At 71.2% G+C, this 21,464-nt stretch carries 22 protein-coding genes and 2 pseudogenes; 9 read left to right on the top strand and 15 right to left on the bottom strand.

Annotated elements, in window-relative coordinates; all coding sequences use genetic code 11:
- The 4 genes and pseudogenes from ASF41_RS11155 to ASF41_RS11140 form a co-directional block, all read left to right on the top strand.
- Window positions 1–213 (top strand): annotated as a pseudogene (locus ASF41_RS11155) (transporter); the annotation flags it as partial.
- A gap of 170 nt (window positions 214–383) precedes the next feature.
- Window positions 384–704 (top strand): hypothetical protein, encoded by a 321-nt coding sequence (locus ASF41_RS11150; protein ID WP_056493216.1) that lies wholly within the window; start codon window positions 384–386, stop codon window positions 702–704.
- Between the two features lie 121 nt (window positions 705–825).
- Entirely contained in the window at window positions 826–2,091 is a 1,266-nt protein-coding gene (locus ASF41_RS11145) for an MFS transporter (protein ID WP_056493213.1), read from the top strand.
- A gap of 538 nt (window positions 2,092–2,629) precedes the next feature.
- Window positions 2,630–3,358 (top strand): lytic transglycosylase domain-containing protein, encoded by a 729-nt coding sequence (locus tag ASF41_RS11140; protein WP_244479623.1) that lies wholly within the window; start codon window positions 2,630–2,632, stop codon window positions 3,356–3,358.
- A gap of 52 nt (window positions 3,359–3,410) precedes the next feature.
- On the opposite strand, the gene ASF41_RS11135 is transcribed toward ASF41_RS11140, so the two are convergent.
- The 4 genes and pseudogenes from ASF41_RS11135 to ASF41_RS24765 form a co-directional block, all read right to left on the bottom strand.
- Window positions 3,411–4,472, bottom strand: a complete 1,062-nt coding sequence (locus tag ASF41_RS11135; protein WP_082504287.1) for a glycosyltransferase family 2 protein — start codon at window positions 4,470–4,472, stop codon at window positions 3,411–3,413.
- On the bottom strand, window positions 4,469–5,929 hold the full coding sequence (locus tag ASF41_RS11130; protein ID WP_082504285.1) for an oligosaccharide flippase family protein: 1,461 nt from the start codon (window positions 5,927–5,929) through the stop codon (window positions 4,469–4,471). Before ASF41_RS11130 ends, ASF41_RS11135 begins: the two co-directional genes overlap by 4 nt.
- 1,005 nt (window positions 5,930–6,934) lie before the next feature.
- A pseudogene (locus tag ASF41_RS11125) lies at window positions 6,935–7,237 on the bottom strand (methyl-accepting chemotaxis protein); the annotation flags it as partial.
- Between the two features lie 41 nt (window positions 7,238–7,278).
- Window positions 7,279–7,563 (bottom strand): hypothetical protein, encoded by a 285-nt coding sequence (locus tag ASF41_RS24765; protein ID WP_156653265.1) that lies wholly within the window; start codon window positions 7,561–7,563, stop codon window positions 7,279–7,281.
- Window positions 7,564–8,061: 498 nt separating this feature from the next.
- On the opposite strand from ASF41_RS24765, the gene ASF41_RS11115 reads away from it, so the two are divergent.
- Complete coding sequence (locus tag ASF41_RS11115; protein WP_056493198.1) at window positions 8,062–10,803, top strand: heparinase II/III family protein; 2,742 nt, start codon at window positions 8,062–8,064, stop codon at window positions 10,801–10,803.
- 63 nt (window positions 10,804–10,866) lie between these two features.
- On the opposite strand, the gene ASF41_RS11110 is transcribed toward ASF41_RS11115, so the two are convergent.
- The 6 genes from ASF41_RS11110 to flhA form a co-directional block, all read right to left on the bottom strand.
- Window positions 10,867–11,313 carry a hypothetical protein gene (locus ASF41_RS11110; protein ID WP_056213214.1) on the bottom strand — a complete coding sequence of 149 codons (447 nt, stop codon included), beginning with the start codon at window positions 11,311–11,313 and terminating at the stop codon, window positions 10,867–10,869.
- Between the two features lie 15 nt (window positions 11,314–11,328).
- Window positions 11,329–11,658, bottom strand: coding sequence for a hypothetical protein (locus tag ASF41_RS11105; protein ID WP_056213212.1), 330 nt, complete (start codon window positions 11,656–11,658; stop codon window positions 11,329–11,331).
- A gap of 6 nt (window positions 11,659–11,664) precedes the next feature.
- On the bottom strand, window positions 11,665–12,156 hold the full coding sequence (locus ASF41_RS11100; RefSeq protein WP_056213211.1) for a rod-binding protein: 492 nt from the start codon (window positions 12,154–12,156) through the stop codon (window positions 11,665–11,667).
- A gap of 87 nt (window positions 12,157–12,243) precedes the next feature.
- Window positions 12,244–12,645, bottom strand: coding sequence for a hypothetical protein (locus ASF41_RS11095; protein WP_056493195.1), 402 nt, complete (start codon window positions 12,643–12,645; stop codon window positions 12,244–12,246).
- Window positions 12,646–12,649: 4 nt separating this feature from the next.
- Window positions 12,650–13,420: a flagellar biosynthesis protein FliR gene (fliR, locus tag ASF41_RS11090; RefSeq protein ID WP_056213207.1), complete on the bottom strand. Its 771-nt coding sequence runs from the start codon at window positions 13,418–13,420 to the stop codon at window positions 12,650–12,652.
- Window positions 13,417–15,498 carry a flagellar biosynthesis protein FlhA gene (gene flhA, locus ASF41_RS11085; protein ID WP_056213205.1) on the bottom strand — a complete coding sequence of 694 codons (2,082 nt, stop codon included), beginning with the start codon at window positions 15,496–15,498 and terminating at the stop codon, window positions 13,417–13,419. Before flhA ends, fliR begins: the two co-directional genes overlap by 4 nt.
- A 247-nt stretch (window positions 15,499–15,745) precedes the next feature.
- Between flhA and ASF41_RS11080 the strand changes: the two genes are divergently transcribed.
- The 4 genes from ASF41_RS11080 to ASF41_RS11065 are packed head-to-tail and all read left to right on the top strand — an operon-like array spanning window position 15,746 to window position 18,694.
- A complete protein-coding gene (locus ASF41_RS11080; protein WP_056493192.1) occupies window positions 15,746–15,997 on the top strand; it encodes a hypothetical protein in 252 nt (83 codons plus the stop codon).
- 48 nt (window positions 15,998–16,045) lie between these two features.
- A complete protein-coding gene (locus tag ASF41_RS11075; RefSeq protein ID WP_056493189.1) occupies window positions 16,046–16,807 on the top strand; it encodes an allophanate hydrolase subunit 1 in 762 nt (253 codons plus the stop codon).
- Window positions 16,807–17,862, top strand: a complete 1,056-nt coding sequence (locus tag ASF41_RS11070) for a biotin-dependent carboxyltransferase family protein (RefSeq protein ID WP_056493186.1) — start codon at window positions 16,807–16,809, stop codon at window positions 17,860–17,862. The genes ASF41_RS11075 and ASF41_RS11070 overlap by 1 nt, the downstream gene beginning before the upstream one ends.
- Before the next feature lie 49 nt (window positions 17,863–17,911).
- Window positions 17,912–18,694 (top strand): 5-oxoprolinase subunit PxpA, encoded by a 783-nt coding sequence (locus ASF41_RS11065; protein WP_082487887.1) that lies wholly within the window; start codon window positions 17,912–17,914, stop codon window positions 18,692–18,694.
- On the opposite strand, the gene ASF41_RS11060 is transcribed toward ASF41_RS11065, so the two are convergent.
- The 5 genes from ASF41_RS11060 to ASF41_RS11040 form a co-directional block, all read right to left on the bottom strand.
- Window positions 18,667–18,933, bottom strand: a complete 267-nt coding sequence (locus ASF41_RS11060; RefSeq protein WP_056181443.1) for a flagellar biosynthetic protein FliQ — start codon at window positions 18,931–18,933, stop codon at window positions 18,667–18,669. The two genes, ASF41_RS11065 and ASF41_RS11060, sit on opposite strands and share 28 nt — an antisense overlap.
- A gap of 55 nt (window positions 18,934–18,988) precedes the next feature.
- Entirely contained in the window at window positions 18,989–19,408 is a 420-nt protein-coding gene (flgD, locus tag ASF41_RS11055) for a flagellar hook assembly protein FlgD (protein WP_056213421.1), read from the bottom strand.
- A gap of 28 nt (window positions 19,409–19,436) precedes the next feature.
- Window positions 19,437–19,910: a flagellar biosynthesis repressor FlbT gene (flbT, locus tag ASF41_RS11050; RefSeq protein ID WP_056493182.1), complete on the bottom strand. Its 474-nt coding sequence runs from the start codon at window positions 19,908–19,910 to the stop codon at window positions 19,437–19,439.
- Between the two features lie 8 nt (window positions 19,911–19,918).
- On the bottom strand, window positions 19,919–20,266 hold the full coding sequence (flaF, locus tag ASF41_RS11045) for a flagellar biosynthesis regulator FlaF (RefSeq protein WP_056213195.1): 348 nt from the start codon (window positions 20,264–20,266) through the stop codon (window positions 19,919–19,921).
- Window positions 20,267–20,409: 143 nt separating this feature from the next.
- On the bottom strand, window positions 20,410–21,459 hold the full coding sequence (locus ASF41_RS11040) for a flagellar hook-associated family protein (RefSeq protein WP_056274202.1): 1,050 nt from the start codon (window positions 21,457–21,459) through the stop codon (window positions 20,410–20,412).
- Window positions 21,460–21,464: the final 5 nt, after the last annotated feature.

Genomic DNA, 21,464 nt, shown 5'->3' with positions numbered 1-21,464 from the left:
CAGGGCCAGATCGCGGTGGGCGGCCTCGTCGGGTACAATTTCGGCCCGGTGAACCTGCAGGCCTACGTCACCCAGGACGTGGTCGAGCGCAATTACGGAGGCCGCGAGACCCGAGGCTGGCTCCGGGTCATCGTACCGATCTACAAGGAGAGCACCAACGCCGCCGCGCCCACCCTGCCGGTCGCGGGCCCGGGCCGGATCGCAGGCCGGTAGCCGCTGCCTGCGCGTGGTCTATTGAATTCTCTATGAATTCCTCAAGTCCACGTGCAGGCCAGGCCGGATAATCCATGACATTAATGTCAAGCAACACCGCGGAACATCAAGTTCGGAACAGACTTACAGCCGCACTGTGCCGCTCGTGAGCACATGACTGGAAGTCTCACATGAAAACCCTCGCCATGGTTCTGGCCTCCGGCCTGATGTTCGCCAGCTTTTCCCTCGGCTCGGCCTCGGCCGCTCCGGGCCTGACCCCGGCCGAGCGGATGCGCGCCAGCTCATCGATCGGCCACGCGGGCAACTACAAGGCGCGCAAGTACCACATGCGCCATCGCGGCCATCGCCACGACGCGATCCACCATTCGCGCGCCCATCGCCTGCACCACACCCGCAACCGCCTGATGCACGGCGATCCGAACGCCCGCAATCCGATGCTGCCCGGCTACGCCCAGCAGCGCGGCAACACCTCGGGCGGCCCGCGCTACTGAGGCCGTCCGGGCCGGCGCATCCCGCCAGACGGGGTGACGCCGGCCAGTCGCGTCGGCTAAGCACGGGGTCCGCGCGGCCCGGACGGCGGCGCCTGGCCGGCGTGAGCGAGGACCGGACCCGATGCCGCCGTGGCCGCCGAGCCTGCAGGACGCGCGCTGGCGGGTCGGCCTCTTCACCCTGCTCTACCTCTACCAGGGGCTCGTCGCCGGCTTCGCCCTGACGGCGCTGGCCAACCACTTCGCCGCCGTGGGCGCCTCCACCGCGGAGGTCGGCCGCCACCTCGCCGTGGTCGGCCTGCCCTGGGTGCTGCAGCCCCTGCTCTGGGGGCCGGTGATCGACCGGGCGACCCCCGACCGCATGGGGCCGCGCCGCCGCTGGCTCGTCCTCGCCCTGGCCGGCGCACAGGCGAGCCTCGCCGGCCTGCTCCTCCTCGGCGGCGCCCCGAGCCTCACGGCGGTCAGCCTCGTCCTCCTCCTGCACAGCCTGGCCGCCTCCCTGGCCGACACCGCCACCGACCGCCTGATCGCCGACAGCGTGCCGGCCGGCGAACTGGGGCGCACCAGCGCGGCCACCCGGGCGGGCTTCGTCCTCGGCAGCGCGGCCGGGACCGCCCTCTTCGCCTGGGTGCTGGAAGCCGGGGGGTTCGCCGCGGCGACGGGCGCCCTCCTCGGCCTGACCACCCCCATCGCCCTGGCAGCCGCGCTCGTGCGCGAGGCCCCGGGGGACCGGCTCCTCGCATGGCCGCAGCGCGGGCCGGCCCGTGCAGCCGGACCGGGCCGGATCGCCGCGGCGGCCGCCTTCGCGCGCGGGCTCGCCGACGGCTTCCGGAGCCGCGACGCCGCGCGCCTGCTGGCGCTGTGCTTCGCCATCGACTTCGCCCTGGCGCTGTTCCAGGTACCCTTCGCCGTCGCCCTGGTGCAGGTGCATGGCTGGGACGCGGGCGGACTCTCGCGCCTGCAGGCCCTGCTCGCCCTCCTGGGCGGAACCCTCGGGGCAGCGGGCATCGGCGCCTCCGTCGACCGCCTCGGCCCGGGGCCGGCCCTGCGCGCCCTCCTGGTCGCCTGCGCGGCGGCCTTCGGGATCGCGGGCGGGTTGATCGCGGCCGGGCTGGAGGCGGCCACGGGGCCCGTCATCCTGGGCCTCGCCAACGTCGTGCCGGCCCTCCTCTACGTCGCCCTGCTGCCGACCGTCCTCCTGGCGAGCCGGACCGGACGGGCCTCGGCCACGCAGTTCCAGATCTACATGGCGGCGATGAACCTCGGCGACGTCGCCGGCTCGGCGCTCGCCAGCGGCCTCGCCGCGGCGGTTCCCCCGAGCCTCGTCGCCCTCGGCGTCGCCCTGCTGTTCCTCATCGGCACCCGCGTCGCCCGGACACCCTCCGGGTGATGGGGCGGGCTGCGGGATGGCGCGCAGCCCTCTCCCCGAGGGCGACCGCCCCCTGCGCAGGGGTCACGGGCCGCGGTTCGGGCCGGGAGACCGGCGCTCGTTCCGTCAGCGGGCCCGGCCCCGGACGCACCGACGCGTCAGAGGCTCTACCAGCCGTTTCGCGCCCGCCGCGCACGGTTCCGTCGTCTCCGAGAGATCGAGGCCCGGAGCGCGTAACCAAGCACAAATCCCAACACGATCAGACCCGGTACGTACCACCCCAGAATGATCGGCGCAGGTATGCTGGCGACATAGGCAACGGACGCGTCCCAATAAGGAAGGATGAACGCGACTAAACTGTCCCAATACGACTTTAACAGATCCATAAGCATGCGCCTCGATTGGGACCTGCAAGTTGAGAGCAGCACCCGGCTCGAACCTATGCCATACGTTCGACGCGAATGTCACCTTTGACGCAACTGTCCGTGGCGACCTCCCGTTGGGATCATTCACGCCTCCGCCCAGCGCCCGGGCCGTGCGGCGAACGAGGGACATCGAAGTGCCGAAGGCTCGACCGCTGATCGCCCTGGGTCTGCTCTGCGTGGCAGCGGAGGCGCAGGCCCAACCCGCCCGCATGGTCCTGGCGCACGCCGATCATCTGATTCCGCTCCTCACGGACACGGATCTCCCCCCACATCAGGGCAGCGCACGGACGGCTTACCGGCTGATCGTCCACCGCGAGGCCGCGTCGGAGGGGCTGCCGGCCGAGATTGCCGACGCCGTGACGCAGATCGAGAGCGGCTACGATCCGACCGTGATCGGAGGCGCGGGCGAGATCGGCCTGATGCAGGTTCTGCCGACCACCGCCGCGATGCTGGGCTTCCGGGGGAGCCCGGCGGAGTTGGCCCGACCCGACGTCAACGTCCGGTACGGTGTCCGGTACCTGGCCGAAGCCTGGCGTCTGGCCAAGGGCGACCTCTGCCGGACCCTGATGAAGTACCGGGCCGGTCACGGGTCGGATGTCATGTCGCCCCTGTCGGTGACCTATTGTCGTCGCGCCCAGTCGGTTCTCGACGTCCCGGAGGCGCAACGGGAGGCGCAGGCGCCACCCGGATCCCTCCGACGCGCCGTTCGGGCGTCCCTGACCAGGACGCCCCTCCCGAAGGGCGCGAAGCGGGGAACGCCGGAATTCGAGAAGGCCTACTGGGCCGCGCACGAGGCTCGCATCGCGAAGCTCAAGGCGCGCGTTCAGGCCAACTGGCGGGCGCGGGGCGCAAAGCCCGTGTAAGGCGACGCAAGAGCCCATCGGCGCCCGATCGAGCCGCGCACCCGTGCGGACTTCACGAATCTTCGAGCGTGACGTCGGGCGCGCTCCGCACCAGGAAATAGGGGCGGAGCCGCCGGCGCAGCGTCAGCGCGATCCGCGGCGAGCCGATGCAGGCCAGCCGGAACACGGTCCACCTGCTGAGGAGCGGCAAGCGGTAATGTCGGGAGAACAGGATGCGGAGGGCCATCCATTTTCGCCCCGCCAGGGCCGCATCGACCGTGGCGCCGACGGCGACCCTGGCGAGGAGCGCATCGCGGGCCGCGCAAATCTCCTTGCCGCCGCGGACTGCCCGAACAGAGTCATAGAACAGGTCCTGCCGGCGGTTGATCAGGTCCGATCGTGCAATGGAATTCGACGTCAGCCGATATTCCGAGACGAACTTGTCGACGAAGACGAACGCGTGCGGATCGGCCGTCTCACCGAGGCGGATGCCGAAATCGGCATCGACGCAGTCCCCGACCTCGTCCTCGGACCGAAAGCCCATCGCATGGGCCCGCGCCGATGAGACCAAGTAGCTGTTGTTGGGCATCTGCTGCCGGAGCGCCGCGACGAGCGGCACCGGCTGAGGGCCGGCCTCCTCCGGAATCCGATGATAGGTCCGGTTCCAGATCCGGGTGCGCTTCGGCAGAATCCGCCCCGTCTCGTCGATGACGTACTGCATGCCGTACACGCACAGACACCCCGGATGCGCATCCCAGGCGTTCGTGAGCGTCGTGATCGCGTCGTCACACAGGCGATCGTCGTCGTGCAGCAGGATCAGCCGCTCGCCTTTCGCCGACGCGAACAACGCATTGATATTCCGCGCCTGCCCCGCGCGCCGCGCGTTGTGCCGATAACGGATTTCCACCTCGGACGCCGCGGGCAGGCTGGCAATCATCGCCCCGCTCACGGTTCCGCCCGAGTCGTCCCCGATCAGAATTTCTAGCGGACGGTATTTCTGGGACAGACAGCTCTCGACGGCCTGCCTGAGAAAGTCCGGGCGGTTACAGGTCGGAATACAGATGGATATCAAACCTTTCCGTCTATCTATTTGTGCGTTCCCTTCTCCGATTTTTGTCTCAGGCGTGCTTTTCATTGCCTTCTCAAGCCGCTCAGGACAAACCCCGCATTGTCTTTAAACTGCCTGAGCGCGCAAGAAAACAAGATACCGAAGAAGACTGTCACGAAAATCGTAAAAATCAAGACCATCAGAAGATTCGCTGGGACCTTGGCGGTCAATTCGGCACGAACGATTTCGGCCACAACAAAAGCAAGGATCGACGCACCGCAGGGGGCAATAATCGCCGACGCGAGATCACTCCACCTGAGGGAGAGACGATGAACCATCACGCTGAACGTGATGGGCGCCTCACAGAGCAGCAGGAGCGAGTAGGTGATGACTGTTTCCTGAAGATCTGAATTCTTAACGATGACGAGACCCAGGACCACAATCAGTGTCTTTGCCACGATCAGGCCCAGCAGCGTCCCAGGGCGCCCCATCGCGATGAGATACGAGCCGCAGATGAACTGGATGCATTGAACGCCACCGACGATCAGGAGAGGGCGCACGATCTCATCGGCACCCATCCATCGGCTTCCGAGCGCAAGACGAACGAGATCCGGTGACAACGCAGCCACACCGAGAAAGACCGGGGTTCCGAACGTGGCACACAGCGAGACCGTCCGGAGGAACGACCGGGCCAGCCGCTGCGGATCGGAGGCGATCCGAGACAGGAAACTGAGCGCGACGGCCGAGACGCTCACTTGGACCAGCTGGGTCAGCGTCTGATCGATCCGCATGGAGACGGCGAAGAGCCCCAGGGATGCGGCGCCATGGCGACTGAGGATCACGAAATCGATGCTTCGCATGGCCACGAAGTCGATCGCCCGGAGGAGGACGAGGCTGACCCCGAAGCGCAGCAGCTGACGCAACACGGCCGGATCGGGTGCCCGGGACGGACGCCAGGTCGAGCGGGACCAGAGCCAGAGGGCCGATAGGACGACCTGCGTGCTGAATTGGCCCAGCAGCGCCCAGGCGCCCCACCCGTTCAGCGCGAGGGTGAGCCCGACCACCCCGCTGGCGAAGATCCCGAACACGGTCCGCAAGGCGAGCGCGCGGAAGAGCTCGGCGCGGCGATACAGAGCTTCCTGGAAACTGATCAGGACCAGGATCGGACAGAACAGGGTGGCGTATTGCAGATAGGGCGCCAGCGCTTCCGCCTTCATGATTCGGGCGATCGGCAGGGCGGCGGCGATGAGGAGGCCGGCCAGGATCACGCTGCCGGCCAGGGAGACGTACAGGGCGAGATCGGGATCGCCCGCCCGCAACTGCGGACGCTGCACGAGCGCGTCGCCCATGCCGAAGTCGGCGATCAGCGCCAGAAAGCTGACGACCACGATCGCCGTGGACGCGAAGCCGAATTCATCGGGCGTGACGAAGCGCGCGATCAGGATGAACAGCAGCACGCTCATCAGGCGGCCGACGACGTTCTGCAGCAGGGACCAGAACAGCCCCCGCATTGCCCGCGATCGCAGCGTCGGGTTCTGGCTCATGGTTGCCCGGCACACCCGCTGCGAGAAACCGGACGCCGGGCGACGGGTGTGACAGTCATTCGGATGGGGGTTCCTCGATGTCGTCAATCCCGCGCCCCGGGTGGTCCCGGTCCGTCCCGAGACCTGCCCGAGGGCTCCCGAACCGCAAGGCCCCCGCGCAGCAACGTCCCGGCCGGGTCCCAAGAGCCCAAAGGGTCTGACAGGGTCGGTGCGAAGATGCCAGCACGACACCCCGCGTTCATCGCGTGGTGATCGCCCGACGGCCGAACCGCCCGCTGCGTGACCACGCGATCAGGGAGCCGTCTCAAAGGCGCGGACGGGCGTGCGATGACAGGACACCGCGCCCTTCGGGCGCGACCGCGACATCTCCGACAAGGGCCGTGCTTGCAGACGCCGCGCTCTATACTTCGGCCGCGGCCCGGAGAATGGTGCCCTTCCGATCGCGCGCCGTTTCCCGCCGAGGCTCGTCACGGCGACGCGGCACCGTCAGGGGGCCTGCGAGGTCTTTCCGAAACGCCCCGCGCGGTCTCTCCGCCACGCCCTGCGCGGTTTGCCTGGAACGCAGAGGTCCCGGACGCGTCCGATCGGGCATTCGGCAATGCAAGCCCGGAGATCCGGTTCGCGCCCGATCGTCCATCCTCGCTCCGAGGAGGCGCGCCGTTCGAGCATGACGCCTCGCCGCGCATTCCATCGCGGGTCCGTGCCTTGGGCGACGGAGTCCCGCGACGGCGGCTTCCACGCACCCGCGGCGACACCGTCGCGAACGCGGGCGTACCCGATCCCGCCTCCGGTCCGCCTCGGCGGGGGCGGGGTCCGACGAGGCTCCCGCTCCGGTTTGGGCGGGGGCCGGGGTGACGGGCGCCCCCGCCGAGGTCACCCAGCGCCCCCTGTCCCTGTCCGTCCGGGAGACAGGCCCCGCGCTCGCAGGACGCCGAAGGCCTCGACCGGGACCGGTCCGATCCGGGACGGCGCCCGTCGCGGCAGGGAGCCTGCGCGCCGCGCGTCTCAGGCCGCCCGAACGGTCGTCAGGAAACGCCGCACCTCGCCGGAGAGGTGTTCGGATTGCCGGGAGACCTCGGACGCGGAGGTGAGCACGCGGGCCGCTGCCGTACCGGTGTCCTCGGAGGCTCGTGCCACCCCCGCGATGTTGTCGGTCACCTCGGCCGTGCCGCTCGAGGCCTGGGCCACGTTGCGCACGATCTCCTGGGTCGCGGCGCTCTGCTGCTCCACGGCCGCCGCGATACTGGCCGCCACGGTGTTGATGTCGCGGATCCGCCCCGTGATGCCGTGGATGGCCGCGACGGCTTGGGTTTCCAGAGCTTTCCCGCTCTCGCGCAGGACCTCCGGCTTCAGCGCGAGCGCGATGGGCGGTTCCAGCAGCGCATCGCGCGTTCGGCGTCCCGCACGGCGCTGGCGGCGGCGTCGACCTCAGACTTCGTTCGCGACAGATCGAGGTCCTTGAAGTTGATCTGGATGTGATTCAAGGCGACCTGTGCTTGGGAGATCCCCAACAGGATGGTCTGCTCCCAGGCGACATTGTCGATTGCGTCATTGATACGATGATTACTATTTCGTTGGTAACCAATTACACCCATGTCGAATATATGAGCCGCAGATGAAGAAAACAATCTCACGTAAAATCGTGTTTACAAGCGTTATATCGAGAAATATACAAGAACAATCGATGCTATTTGAGGAATTTAAATTGCTCGCAACAGATTAAACATTTTTTACGGCCCTTAGTTTACACGCGATCGACAGAGCGAGAACCTTACGGGGACACGATCGGCCTCATCGTCGCCCCCGGCGAGCGACGGCACGGCCGATCTCCGGCCCTGCGCAGACGCGGACCGCGCGGCGATCCCGGACCTCCGCCAGGACCTTCACCCCGTCACACGCCGGCATGTCCGAGCCTGCCGCATCACGTCGCTCGGCGCGGAGCACCGGCTGTCGGGCATGCTGCCCCCTGAAGGCCGGCGGATGCTTGACACGGAGCGACCCGACCGCCTCAGTGGCGGCATCGCGCCGACACCGGGGCGCCCTGGACCACCACGTCGGCCAGACCGACTTACCCCCGCGCCGCACCCCGCCTTGCCGATGTCCCCTCCCCCCGCCTCCGCCCGGTCCGCCTCGTGAGCGAACCGAGCGCGCCCGGCCTTCGGGTCCTGCTGCCCGAGGCCGCCCGCTATGCCGGGGGCGCGCGCGTCGGGCCGGGGGAGAACGAGCATTGGGTTCCGGCCAAGAACCGCTGGTCGCGGGTGGTGCTGCCCTTCGGGGGGCTGATGCCGGAGGCGTGGTGCTGCCTCGGCTTCCGCCTCGCCTGGGCGGCGGAGGAGGCCGCCGGGTCCGCCCTCGACTTCGCCCTGGTGGGGATCGACTTCCTGGCCGAGGACGGCTCGAGCCTCGACTTCGACCACGTGCCCGGTCTCGACCGGACGCTCCTCGACCCGCACGGCACCTGGATCGCCGGGCCGGCCGCCCTGCCGCCGGAGACGCACGGGGCGCGGGCCGGGCGCCTCCAGCTCGCCTTCCGGGTCCCGGCCCCGGCCACCCGGATCACGGTGACGCTCCGCTCCTGGCGCAACAGCGCGCCGTTCGCGGTCTCGGAAGCGCGTCTTGCCCAGGGGACGGATCTGGCACCGTCGCCGGCCCTGATCCCCCGCGCCCGGCACCGCCTCGGGCCGGAGCCGGCCTGGCGCGACCACGCCCTGGTGCCGGGCTGCGGCCTCGTGCTGCGCGGCCAGCTCCACACGCCGCAGCCCGGCACCCACGCGGCGCTCGCCCGCATCGTCTACCGCGATCGGTCCGGGGCGGAGCTCGCCCCCCCCTATCCCGGGACCCTCTCGGTGCCGGGGCTCGGGGCCTTCGTCGACCTCTCCGCCCACCAGCAGGCCCGCCGCTTCACCCTGGAGCTCCAGCCCCCCGCCGGGGCGGCGCGGGTGGCGGTGGGCTTCGCCACCTGGGAGGCGGACGGGCCGGAGGCCGAGCTCCTCGCTTCGCCGGAGGTGGCCCTGGAGGACCGGATGCGGCTGGAGAGCCTCTGCGCCGACGACCTCCTCGCGGCCCCGGATTTCCTTGCCCGCCTGGCCGAGCGCCTGTCCCTGCCCGGGGCCGCCTTCGAGGGCTGGTGTCCGCAGCCCGAGGCGGTGGCCGCCGTGCCGGCGGTGCTCGCCCGCGCCCGGGCGATCCAGCGCGGCGAGGGCCACCGCGCCGCCGGCCTCGACCGGGCCCTGCGCCTCGCCGGCCAGCCCGCCTGGACCCTGCCGGAGGCGCCGGACTGGACCGAGGATCCGTTCCGCTCGGTGCCCTGGCGCCTGGAGTACCAGTCCCTGGCCTGGCTCGCGGCGCTGGCCGAGGCACCGGGCGGCGGCGCCACCGCCGTCGGCCTCGCCCTGTCCTGGTCCCGGGCCAACCCCTGGGGGGCGCCCACCGACGGCCTCGCCCTGCACCCGGCGGCCCTCGCCGCCCGCACCGAGACCTTGGTGCGGCTCCTCGCCCGGGCCGGCAAGCCCGGCGGCCCGGCCTCCCTCACCCTCACGGGCGAGGCGGTGCGGCACGGCTTCGCCCTCGCCGAGATTCTGGGCCAGAACACCTTCGGCCGCTCAATCCACCAGCTGCAGGCGGCGGCGGCCCTGCGCATCGTCGCCCGCGCCCTGCCGCTGCTGCCGCTCGCGGCACACTGGCTCGCCCTGGCCGGGGCCGCCCTCGAGACCGGCCTCGCGCCGCTCCTCGACGCGGAGGGGCGGTTCTCCGACCCCGCCCTGCACCCGCGCCTCGAGCTCCTGACCCTCCTGCGCGCCCTCGGGCTCGGCCTCGACGCCGACGACCCCGCCGAGTCGGCGCTTAGGGGCCGCCTCGACCGGCTCGTGGCGGCCGGGCTCCCGGCGGTCGCCGGTCTCCTCGATCCGACCGGGCGCCTGCCCCCGTTCGGGGACGCGCCCGCCGGCGAGGATGCCGCCGGCTGGATCGGGCGCCTCGGTGCGCAGGCGGGTCGCGCGCTGAGTGCGACGCGCTGGTCCGGAGACGCGCGACCGCGACGCGACCGTCCCGGTATACCACGCGTCACCCTGGAGCCCGCCGCGGGCCGCGTCGACCCGTCCTCGGGCATGATCGCGCAGCGCCACGACGCCCCCGGCCGCGGCTGGGGCCATTTCGCCTGCACCTTCGCCAGCCAGGGCCAGGGTCCCGGCCCCGGCCACCGGGACGTCGGCTCCTTCGTCTACGCCTGCGAAGGGGTGCGCTGGATCGTCGAGGCCGGCGGGTCGAGCCAGGTCGAGAGCGGCGCCGCCCGCCACCACCTCCTCTCGGGGGCCGGCCACAACGTGGCCGCCCTCGACCAGAGCGAACCGATGGCGGGGCCGGCCCTCTACCTTGGGGCCGAGCGCCTCATCGGCGCCACCGCCCACCGCCTCGCCACGCAGGTCCACGGTCCCGACGTCGCGCACCGGCGCGTTTTCCTCGTTCTCGACGACCTCTCCGGACTGGCGGTGTTCGACCGCTTCAGCGGGTCGGGCAGCCTCAGCTTCGAGGGCGCGGTCCACCTATCGCCGGAGATCCTGCTGGCCCTGGCGGGTCCGCGCCGGGCCATGGCCCAGGCCGGGCGCCACCGGCTCTCGCTCTCCCCCGTGGCGGTCGCCGGGCGCTGCGCCGGCCTGACTCTCCGCAACGGCTGCAACGCCCATCCGGGGGCCCTGCGGGGCTTCGTCGCCGCGGCCGCCGGCGGCCTTCAGCCGACGAGCGTGCTCGGCTACGCCTTCGCCGGTGCCGGCACGGTCTGCGGCGGTCTCGCCCTCGCGGCCGATGCCGATGCCGACCGGCGGCTCACCGCCCTCCTGGACGAGCCCGCCTTCGAGCGCCTGCTTGCGGAGGCGTGAGGCCCATCCTCGGATACGCACTTCGCATGAGGAAGGGAGGTCCCTTCGGGATCGGACATCCCTTCAGGAACGGACTTCGCGCTTGGCGACGAAGTTGAATTCTTCGACCAGCACGTCCTTGACCACGTCGGAGCCGAGGCGGGCGTTCACCTGCTTGCGGATCTCGGCAAGGCGCTGGGTGACGTTGTAGCGGGACAGGCGTTTGAAATCGATCGCCGGGTCCGTATAGATCTGCCGGAACGTCTCATCGACGACGAAGGCATTCGGCGGCACAGAGAGAGTGTGCATCAGCCGCGCATCGGCAGTAAAGACCAGGACGGCGACGATGTAGCCCTGTACTTTGCCATCGACGACCATCGGCACATTGATGGGTGGCAGTTTCTGGTACTGGAGACCTTCGAGGTAAGGCTCAGTTTTCTTGGCGAACAGCCCCGCCCCCCAGGTCACCGCGGCGTAGCAGGACAGGATGGTGAGGCCGCAGATCCACAGGCCGGTGACGAGGATGCGCATGGCGGGGAGCGGACCTCAGCGCCGGACGTGGCCGGAATAGGTGCCGTCGGATTCCGCCGCGCGCAGGGACTCCGCGACGATGCCGGAGATCTCCTCGACGGCCCGCAGGTGCAGGCCGACGGCGTCCTGATTGCGCTCGAGGGCGCCGCGCAGACGCAGCAGCTGGTCGAGCACCGGCGTGTCGAGTTCGGCGGGATCGAGGTCGCGGGTCAGGCGGGTCAGTTCGAGGAGGCTCTGGCTCTTGCGACGGTTCACCGCCTCCTGGTCGACGGGGTGATGCGCCAGCAGGGCCTCGGTCTCCGCCGTCACGGTGGCTTCCAGGCGCTTCAGGGATGCGAGCAGCATGGGGTTTCAGCTCTCCGAAGTCTTGGTCGACGCGGTCTTGGTCGACGGCGCGACGGCCGCCGCGGGCGGGTTCAGCGGACGCGCCGCCTCGAGCATCCGGGCGATGCCGACGCCGCCGGCCCGGGCGACCTGCGTTCCGACCTGATCGGCGAGCATCGACTTCCAGATCCCGCCGGCATTGCCCTTGCCGAAGACGGCGCTGGCCTTCGAGGGCATCATGGTCTCGACGAACTGGCGCAGGACGAAGGCCTCGAACTGCTTGTAGGGATCGCCCGCCTTGCCGGCGCCCGAGACCGCGTTGTCGGTCTGCAGGGCGGTCAACGTCCCGCGAGCGTCGAGGGGCATGTGCACCGAGACGCCGGCCATGCGGTAGGCATCGCCGAACGCCGCCGGATCGGTCCCGGGGGCCGACAGCTTCGCGGCGGCCTCCTGCACGCGGCCGGGATCGGCGGCGCGAGCCACATCGAGGACGATGTCGGAGGGAGGCGAGATGCTCATGGCAGGCGCTTCAGCGGGTTCGGGGAGCCGGTCCCTGGGAGGCATAGGCGCCCTGGCTTTCGGCAGGCTTGCATCGTGGCCTGGGGATCAGTCGAGCGGCCTTGCCCCGCCTGCGGTCATGAGGTCGAGCTGCTCGAGCAGGGCGTGCTGCTCGCGCTCGTGGTCGCGCAGCTTCAGGAGGCTGTCGGCCTGGCGCTCGGCGCGCTTTTCGGCGAGGCCGCGGGCCTTCAGTATTTCAGACAGTCGTGTCGAGGTCGCGCCGAGTTCGCTCGCCTCCGTGGCGAGGGCGCGCAGGCGCCGCGCGGCGGCGTCGAGGAACAGGCCGTGCATGGTCTCGCCGGCCAGGGTGGCCAGCATGGCCGCCCGGTCGGCCTCGACGCGGGCGGTCCGGGCGCGGTTGGCGGCGAGGTCGCGCTCGGCGAGGCCCCGCATCTGCTCCTGGACCTTGAGCAGGCGCTGAGCGCGCAGGAGCCGGAGGCGGGTGGTCATGGTCTCAGCCCCGGCGCAGGTAGTCGAAGTAGCCCATGACGAACTGCATCATGAACTCGTTGCTGATGAGGTACAGCAGCATCAGGCCGCCGGCCATGATGAACGGCGTGGCGATGAAGTAGACCGGGATCTGCGGCACGAGCTTGTTGATGAAGCCGGCGGCCAGGTTCACCGCCACCGCGTAGACGAGGAACGGCGCGGTGATGCGCAGGCCCAGCACGAAGGCGGTGGTCACCTGGTCGACGATGCGCACCAGGGCGACCTGCGAGCCGATGCCCTCGCCGGGCGGGATCCGGCCGTAGGAATCGACGAGGCCGCGGAACAGCTCCCAGTGCAGGTCGGCGGCGAACAGCAGGGCGGCGGCGGCCATCATGATCATCGCCTCCACCGCCGGCACCGGGTCCATGCCCTCGGCCACCGACCCCGGCATGCCGCCGAAACCCACCATGGTGGCGGCGGCGTTCACCACGGTCTCGAGGACCACGTAGTAGATCCGGCCGAGGAAGCCGAGGACGAGGCCGGTCAGGCTCTCGGTGACGATCCAGCCCAGGGTGGCGCCGGGGTCCTGCGCGGCGAGCTTGCCCTGGAACAGGGGCAGCAGCATCGGGGTCAGGGCGAGCGAGACCGCCAGCGCGATCAGGAGGCGGACCTGCGCGGGCACGCGGGGACTGGAGAAGCCCGGCACGATGAGGAGGCAGGCGCCGACCCGGCAGAAGATCAGGAACACCCCGAGAAAGCTCTCGGGGCCCAGCACCGCCAGGAGCGGCGCCGTCACGAAATCGTCCCGAGGGAGCGGATCTCGACCCCGCGCGCGATCTCCAGGTGCGAGAGGACGGCGAGCGTCGGATAGAGCCGCTCGATGATCATGCGCACGTAGGGGCGGGCGTCCGGCGCGGTCACGAGGGCGAAGTTGCGGGTCTCGCGCATCTGCTTGCGGATCGCCTCCGACGCCTCGGTGCCGAACTGCTCCACGAGGCGCGGGTCGATGTCGAACTCGATGACCTCGCCCTTGCCGTCGCGCTTCAGGCTCTGGTGGAAGGAGAGGTCCCAGGCGCTGCCGAGGCGCAGCACCGCGAGCACGCCGTTCTCGGCAAGGTCGCCGCAGATCTGCTGGGCGATGCGCATGCGGACGTGCTCGGCGATCTGCTCGGCCCGGCGGGCATGGGGCGTGATCTCGGCCACGGCCTCCAGGATGAGGTGCAGGTTGCGGATCGAGACCCGCTCGGAGAGCAGGAGCTTGAGCACCGCCTGCAGGCCCGAATAGGAGATCTGCGAGGGGCAGATCTCGTCGAGCAGGCGCTTGTACTCGGGGTCGAGCCGGTCGAGCAGGTTGCGCATGTCCTTGTAGGACAGGAGCGTGGGCAGGTTGTTGCGGATGACCTCGGAGAGGTGGGTCAGCAGCACGGAGGAGCCGTCGATGGGCTCGAAGCCGCCGCGCCGCACTTCGCCCGCATAGGCGTCGAGGACCCAGCGCGCCTTCATGCCGAAGGCGGGCTCGCGGACCTCGTCGCTCGGCACGTCCGGCACGGGCCCGTCGCCGGTGACCACGAGGAGCTCGCCCGGGCGCAGTTCCTGGGTCGCCACCACGGTGCCGTGGATGAGGATCTGGTAGCATTTCGGCGGCACGGCCAGGCTGTCGGTGAGCTTGATGTCGGGCACGACGAAGCCGTACTGGCGCGCGAACTTGCGGCGCATCTTGGCGACCCGGTGCGACAGCTCGGACTGCGTCCCCTGGACCTGGGCCGCGATCTGGCGCCCGAGGCAGAGCTCGATCTCCGGGGTCTTCAGCGACTCCTTGACGGATTCGCGTAGCGCGACCTGCTTTTTCTCCTCCTCGGCCTCCGCCTTGGCATCGACGATCGCCTTCTGGGCGGCGAGCTTCTTCGGGATCGCGTAGGCGGTGAAGGCCATCAGCCCGGAGAGCGCCATGAAGGGCACGAAGGGCAGGCCCGGCACCAGGGCGAACAGGAACATGAGGGCCGCGGCCACCGAGAGGGCGCGCGGGTAGGCCCCGAGCTGGCCCATCACCGCCTGCTCGGCGGTGCCCCGCGTGCCGCCCTTCGAGACCAGGAGGCCGGCGGCCAGCGAGACGATCAGGGCGGGGATCTGCGAGACGAGGCCGTCGCCCACCGAGAGCTTGGTGAACACGTCGGCCGCCTGGCCCAGCGGCATGCCGTGGCGGGTGGTGCCGATGATGATGCCGCCGAACACGTTGACGGCGATGGTGATGAGGGAGGCGATGGCCTCGCCGCGCACGAACTTCGAGGCGCCGTCCATGGAGCCGAAGAAGGCGCTCTCCTCCTCCAGCTCGCGCCGGCGGTGCTGGGCCTCCTTGTCGTCGATCAGGCCCGCGTTCAGGTCGGCGTCGATCGCCATCTGCTTGCCGGGGATCGCGTCGAGGGTGAAGCGCGCGCCCACCTCGGCGATGCGGGTGGCGCCCTTGGTGATGACGAGGAAGTTCACCGTGATCAGGATCAGGAAGACCACGATTCCGATGACGAAGTCGCCGCTCATCACGAACTGCGAGAAGCCCTGGATGACGTGGCCGGCCGCCGACACGCCGTGCTGACCGTTGGCCAGGATCAACCGGGTGGTGGCGATGCCGAGGGCCAGGCGCAGCAGGGTCGCGATCAGCAGGACGGTGGGGAAGGCCGAGAATTCCAGCGGCTTCTTGATCCAGAGGGCCACCATCAGGATCAGCACCGACAGGGCGATCGAGAAGGCGAGCCCGATGTCGAGCAGGATCGCCGGCACCGGCAGGAACAGGATCGCCAGGATGGCGACGATGCCCGCCGCGAACCCGATGTCCCTCTGGGACCGGCGCTCTCCTGCGATCGTGGCGCTTGCCGCCATGGCGGATCCTCAACCCCCGTGAATCAACACGGGCTTGTCGCGCCGCAAGCTTGCGCGAGGGTCGCCTGGCATCGGGCACGGCCTCGGAGACGCGACCGAACGGGCGCGACGCGCGTTGAGGGGACGTCGATTCCGCCGCGCGGGTGCGCGCGTGCTAAGATCATTGTCTGCATCGGCGCCGGGCGTTGGGATTTCGAACCCAGCGGGCGTCGCCCGTCCCGTGTCCCTGGAAAGTCCCGATCGCCCCATGCCTGATCTACGCCTCGTCCTCCCCCTCCTCGGTGCCGCCCTGGTTTCGGGCACCGCGTCGGCCGAACCCACGCCGATCCGCGAGCTGCTCAAGCTCTCCTGCACCGGGGACTACCTCGAGCACTGCAGCATGCATCCCCCCGGCGGACCGGAGGTCGAGGCCTGCTTCCGGCAGAACCTGCGCAAGCTCTCGCCGGACTGCGCCCGGGCGATCCGTTCCTACCAGCGCGAGAAGAAGTCCACCCGCTGAGGGCCGCCCGCGCTGGGCCCCCCGCCGCAACCGTCTCAGGATCACCCCGTGTCGCAGGCCGAGGCCAGCACGCCGACCGATCCGGACGCCGTCCGGTTCCGCGATGCCGGCGAGGCGGCGCTCGTCGTCGAGTTCGGCGCGCGGGTCGATCCGGCCCTGAACGCGCGGGTGCTCGCCCTGGACGCGGCCCTGGCGCAGGACCCGGTCGCCGGCATGCTGGAGACGGTGCCGACCTATCGCTCGCTGATGATCCACTACGACCCGCTGGTGCTCGACCGCGACGCCCTCGCGGCCCGGGTGGGCGGCCTCCTCGACCGGCCCCCGGCAGGATCGCGCCCCGGCCGCACCTGGACGCTGCCCTGCTGCTACGACCCGGCCTTGGCGGAGGATTTGGCGGAGGATCTCGGGGCGGTCGCCGACTGGGCCGGCCTGGCGCCCGCGGATGTGGCCGCGCGTCACGCAAGCGGGACCTACCGGGTCTACATGTACGGCTTCGCGCCGGGCTTCGCCTATCTGGGCGGCCTGCCGGAGGCCCTCGCGATTCCCCGCCGCCGGACGCCGCGCCCTCCCCATCCCGCCAACGCCCTCCTGGTGGGCGGCGGCCTCGCGGCGGTGGCGACCGTCCCGATGCCCACGGGCTGGTACGTCGTCGGCCGGACCCCGGAGCGGCTCTATTCCGAGGCCCGCCCGCAGAGCTTCCTCGTCGAGCCCGGCGACGGCTTGCGCTTCGAGCCGATCGACGCGGCCACCTTCGCGGCCCTCGAGGCCCGCGCGGCGCGCGGGGAGATCCTCGCGCGGAGGGACCCGTGATGGACGGACCCGTGACGGAAGAGCCCGTGAAGGAGGAGCCCGTGACGGCGCAGGCCACGCTTCGGATCCTCTCGGCCGGGGCGGGCGTCACCCTGCAGGATGCCGGCCGGCACGGCTATCTCCGCTACGGCATCACGCCGGCCGGGCCGATGGATCCCCTCGCCCACGCCACCGCCAACCGCGCCCTCGACAATCCCCCGGGCGCCACCGCCATCGAGGTCTCCCTCGGCGGATTGTCGCTCACGGCGGAGGCGACCGCCCTCGACGTCGCCCTGGCGGGCGGCGACCTGCGCATCGACCTCGACGGGCGCCCCCTGCCCGGCGCCGTCGCCCTTACCCTGCGGCCGGGCGCGCGGCTCACCCTGCGGGCGGGCCGGGCCGGGGCCTGGTGCAGCCTGGCGGTGGCGGGCGAGATCGCCGTGGCGCCGGTGCTGGGCTCGACGGCGACCCACACCCGCTCCGGGCTCGGCGGCCTGCACGGTCGCGGCCTGCGGGCGGGCGACGCCCTCGCGGTCCGGGCTGCGCGCGCCTCGGTCGGCGACCCGTGCCGCCTCGCGGCGCCCTGGCTGCATCGGCCGCCGGACGTGATCCGCGTCGTCCTCGGACCGCAGGACGATCTGTTCGAGGCGTCCGCCATCGAGACCTTCCTGGCGGGTCCCTGGCGGATCGGCCCGCGCGGGGACCGCATGGCCAGCTTCCTCGAGGGCCCGTCCCTCCGGGCTCGGACCCACGACATCGTCTCCGACGGCATCGCCATGGGGGCGATCCAGGTCCCGGGCTCGGGCCAGCCCCTGGTGCTCATGGCCGACCGCCAGCCCACCGGCGGCTACCCGAAGATCGCCACGGTGATCGGCGCCGATCTCGGCCGCCTGGCCCAGGCCCAGGCGGGCACGGCGTTGCGCTTCGCCGCCGTCGACCGCGCGCAGGCGGTGGCGGCGCGGCGGGCGGAGCGCGACGCCCTGATCCCCGACATCCCGCGCCAGCCCGTCCTGCGCACCGACTTCCCGTCCGAATTCCTGCTCGGGACCAACCTCATCGACGGCGTCGTCGGTTAGGATCGCGCCGCCAGCGGCCGGGGGTCGCGCCGAGCCGGGGATGCGCCAGATGCCGACCATCGACCTGAATGCCGATCTGGGGGAAGGCTTCGGCGCCTATCGCTGCGGCGACGATGCGGCGATGCTCGCCCTGGTGACCTCGGCCAACGTCGCCTGCGGCTTCCATGCCGGCGACCCCGAGATCATGGCCGAGACCTTCGCCCTGGCGCGGGCGCGGGGCGTCGCCGTGGGGGCGCATCCGGGCTTTCCCGACCTTGCCGGCTTCGGGCGCCGGCCGATGCCGTTCGGCCCGGCCGAGATCGAGCGGCAGGTCGCCTACCAGGTCGGCGCCGCGCAGGCGCTGGCCGCCCTGGCGGGCCATCGCCTGACCTACGTCAAGGCGCACGGGGCGCTGGCCAACCGCGCGGCGGCGGAGCGGGACGTGGCGGATGCGATCGCGCGGGCGGTGCGCGCGGTCGATCCCGCCCTCGGCCTCCTGGCCATCGCCCGGACCGAGCAGGTCGCGGCCGGCGAGGCGGCGGGCCTGGCCGTCCATGCGGAGATCTTCGCCGACCGCGGCTACACAGAGGCGGGCCAGCTGATCCCGCGCGGCCAGCCCGGCGCGCTCATCACGCAGGCCGAGGCGGCGGCGGACCGGGTCCTGGCGATGGTGCAGGCCGGCGGCCTCCTCACGGCGGAGGGCTCCCTGCTGCCGACGCGGATCGACTCGGTCTGCGTGCACGGCGACAGCGCGCATGCGGTGGGCCTGGCGCGGGCGGTGCGGGCGCGGCTGGAGACGGCCGGGATCGTCCTGCGGGGCCTCGGTCAGAACCCGGTGACGATGCGCCCGTAGGTGGCCTCGGCGAAGGTGTAGATCTGCGCCCCGATGAAGGAGCTGGTCACGAGGAGCACCAGCAGGATCACCACGATCTTGGGCACGAAGGTGAGCGTGACCTCCTGGATCTGGGTCAGCGCCTGGAGCAGCGCCACCAGGATGCCGATCAGCATCGCGGCGCCGATCGCGGGTCCCGCCGCGACGATCACGGTCCAGATCGCGGCGCGCACGAGTTCGAGGGCGTCGACCTCGTTCATCCGGGGAGCGGCCTTGTCCTGTGGGGTTTCGCGTCCACTCTACGCCGGAACGCCGTCACTGCGACAGGGAAATGCCCTGCGCCAGGAGCACGTCCTGGCCGTTGGTGAGGCGGGCCAGGGCGCCCTCGCTGGTGATCTTCACGGACTGGACCTCGCCCGTGACCGTGCCGTCCGAGGACGTGATGGTGCGGCCGATGATCTGGTCGGCCTGCGACAGGAAGCTCGAGGAGAGCAGCGAGTCGAGCTTGGTGTTGGTCTTGGTCGCCTGCTCCACCTGCGAGAAGGTCGCCAGCTCGCTGACATAGGCCGTGGAATCCATCGGCTTCGTCGGATCCTGGTTCTTCAGCTGCGTCATCAGCAGGGTGAGGAAGGTGTCGGCGTTCATCGAGGCGGCGATGCCGGTCGCGGACTTGGTGGCGGCGGCGGTGGCGGCCGTCTGGGATGTGGCCGTGCTGGGGACGCTGGCGACGCTCATAGGCGGGCCTCCTGGTTCGATGGCCCGGTCAGGCCGGGTGGACGGGGGATACGACGGGCGCGGCCCGCAGCACCGGTGCGGCGGCCCCGACCGGAGCGAGGGCGGCCGAGGGGGCGGCCGAGGGGGCGGCCATGAGGGCGGCTTCCGCCGCGTAGAGCCCGCGGATCAGCTTGAGCGCCTCGATCAGCCGGCCCGCCTCGACGAGCCGGCCGGCGCCGAGGACGCCCTCGCGGATCTCCGGATCGGCGACGACGGCGAGGAGACCCGCCTGCAGGGTGCGGCAGAGCTCGCGGGCGCCGTCCGCGTTGGCCGGATCGATCACCAGCGCCTGGACCGCGAAGTAGAGCTGGCGCAAGGGCGTGGTCGCCGCCTCCGCCTGCAGCACGTGGGTCTCGAGCAGGAAGGTGGCGTCGTTCAGAAGCTCCAGGGAGACCTTCCGATCGACGCGCAGGACCGCGCCGTTCACGTAGACGCGCTCGCCGGCGCGCAGGGACAGGCGCATGGTCCGGCTCACCGCAGGCCGTCCCGGATCGAGGTGTTGACCGCGATGAGCGCCGACAGGGCGCGGTCGGGCTCGGCGATGACGGCGTTGGCCTCGTGCATGCTCCACAGGCCGATGGAGACGAGGTCGGCGCGCAGGTCCGGCGGCAGGCCGTTCTCCTCGCTCTGGAGGTCCTCGATGAGCACACCCCAGAGGCTCTGCAGGAAGCCGGCCGCCATGGCGCGATCCGGCTGCTGGGCATCGGGCCGGTCGGCGATGCGCAGCAGGTCGAGCGCCCGGTCGAAGGCGGCGCGCTCGCGCTCGCGCGCGATGGCCGGGGCCTCCTCCAGGATCTCGGCGTAGGAAAACTGGTACATATCGGTCCTGTCCCGTGTATCCGCGGCCCGCCGCGCCCGGGCGCGGATCGGACCGATGAGCCGTTGGGGCCGACGGGGCCTTCCGGGGAAGGCGCCCGCCGCCGGGTCGTGACGGGGCTCGGTCGTCCGGGCCCCGCGCCGCGCTAGAGGTAGTTGACGAGGGAGAGCTGCCGCAGCTGCGCGGTCAGGGCGTAGGAGATCTGCACCTGCGTCGACAGGCGGTCGACCCGGGTCTTGGCCTCGGCCCGGTCCACGCCCTCCATGTCCATGATCTGGGCGTCGAGCAGCGAGGTCTGCGACTCGAGCCGGGTGTTGGCCGCCGCGATCGCGGCCTGCGAGCGGCCGAGATCGGCCTGGAGCGTGATCAGGCCCTTGCTCGCCTCGCCCAGCAGCCCGGCGACCCGCGTGGTCAGGACGCCCTGGGCGGCCGCCGAGAGGTTCGCGGACCCGAGTTCGGAGGCCATCACGTAGGCCATGGCGAGCTTGCGCAGGGCCGGTGCGTTGGCGCTCGCCGACGTCTCCACCGTCTCGCTGAGCGAGATCTGGTTGGTCAGGGGCGCGGTGCCGGCCGCGGACCAGGTCGTCCCCCACGACGCTTCGGCGAACAGGCCCTGGAAGGCCGGCCCGTCGAGGAAGGCCGCCATGTCGCCCTCCGTGATCGCGCTCACGCCGGCGCTGTCCTGCGACAGCCCGAAGGCCGCGCGGAAGGCCGCGTCGACGGCGGTCTTCGCCGGGGAGGCCGGACTCGTCGCGTAGGTGGACATCGGCGCCGCGGCGGTCCGGGTGCCGCCGAAGACGTACTGGCCGCCCGCGGAGGTGTTGAGGAGCGCGGTCAGGGTGCCGAGCCGGTTCGCCGCCATGTCCTTGAGGACGCCGGCCCGCTTGTCCTCGGGGACGCCCGTCAGCGCCGTCAGGGTGGCGTCGGCCCCGTCCTGGATCTGCTTCAGGACGGCCTGCGAGGTGCCGAGCCGGAGGCTCGCGGCGTTGTTGCTGTCGCGCAGGGCGGCGAGCTCGGCGCTCTTCTGGCGCAGCCCGACGGCGAGGCCGGTGCGGCTGCCGAGCGCCAGGCCGACATCGGCATAACGGCCGGTGACGATCTCCTGGTTGGCCTGCGCCATGTCGGATTGCATGCGGGCCACGCCGATGCGCGGCGTGTTCCAGAAGCTCAGGGTGGAGAGGGCGTTGGTCCGCATGGGGT

Origin of the sequence: Methylobacterium sp. Leaf111 (assembly GCF_001423285.1) — a bacterium.
GTDB lineage: Bacteria > Pseudomonadota > Alphaproteobacteria > Rhizobiales > Beijerinckiaceae > Methylobacterium.
The sequence above is the reverse complement of the archived record's forward strand: the minus strand, read 5'-3'. Positions and strand labels throughout refer to the sequence as shown.

Bases quoted from the DNA above. Each gene is read 5' to 3' on its own strand.
- ASF41_RS11150 (WP_056493216.1), top strand. From the start codon at position 384: ATGAAAACCCTCGCCATGGTTCTGGCCTCCGGCCTGATGTTCGCCAGC.
- ASF41_RS11145 (WP_056493213.1), top strand. From the start codon at position 826: ATGCCGCCGTGGCCGCCGAGCCTGCAGGACGCGCGCTGGCGGGTCGGC.
- ASF41_RS11135 (WP_082504287.1), bottom strand. From the start codon at position 4,472: ATGAAAAGCACGCCTGAGACAAAAATCGGAGAAGGGAACGCACAAATA.
- ASF41_RS11130 (WP_082504285.1), bottom strand. From the start codon at position 5,929: ATGAGCCAGAACCCGACGCTGCGATCGCGGGCAATGCGGGGGCTGTTC.
- ASF41_RS11110 (WP_056213214.1), bottom strand. From the start codon at position 11,313: ATGCGCATCCTCGTCACCGGCCTGTGGATCTGCGGCCTCACCATCCTG.
- ASF41_RS11105 (WP_056213212.1), bottom strand. From the start codon at position 11,658: ATGCTGCTCGCATCCCTGAAGCGCCTGGAAGCCACCGTGACGGCGGAG.
- ASF41_RS11100 (WP_056213211.1), bottom strand. From the start codon at position 12,156: ATGAGCATCTCGCCTCCCTCCGACATCGTCCTCGATGTGGCTCGCGCC.
- ASF41_RS11095 (WP_056493195.1), bottom strand. From the start codon at position 12,645: ATGACCACCCGCCTCCGGCTCCTGCGCGCTCAGCGCCTGCTCAAGGTC.
- flhA (WP_056213205.1), bottom strand. From the start codon at position 15,498: ATGGCGGCAAGCGCCACGATCGCAGGAGAGCGCCGGTCCCAGAGGGAC.
- ASF41_RS11080 (WP_056493192.1), top strand. From the start codon at position 15,746: ATGCCTGATCTACGCCTCGTCCTCCCCCTCCTCGGTGCCGCCCTGGTT.
- ASF41_RS11070 (WP_056493186.1), top strand. From the start codon at position 16,807: ATGGACGGACCCGTGACGGAAGAGCCCGTGAAGGAGGAGCCCGTGACG.
- ASF41_RS11065 (WP_082487887.1), top strand. From the start codon at position 17,912: ATGCCGACCATCGACCTGAATGCCGATCTGGGGGAAGGCTTCGGCGCC.
- ASF41_RS11060 (WP_056181443.1), bottom strand. From the start codon at position 18,933: ATGAACGAGGTCGACGCCCTCGAACTCGTGCGCGCCGCGATCTGGACC.
- flgD (WP_056213421.1), bottom strand. From the start codon at position 19,408: ATGAGCGTCGCCAGCGTCCCCAGCACGGCCACATCCCAGACGGCCGCC.
- flbT (WP_056493182.1), bottom strand. From the start codon at position 19,910: ATGCGCCTGTCCCTGCGCGCCGGCGAGCGCGTCTACGTGAACGGCGCG.
- flaF (WP_056213195.1), bottom strand. From the start codon at position 20,266: ATGTACCAGTTTTCCTACGCCGAGATCCTGGAGGAGGCCCCGGCCATC.
- ASF41_RS11040 (WP_056274202.1), bottom strand. From the start codon at position 21,459: ATGCGGACCAACGCCCTCTCCACCCTGAGCTTCTGGAACACGCCGCGC.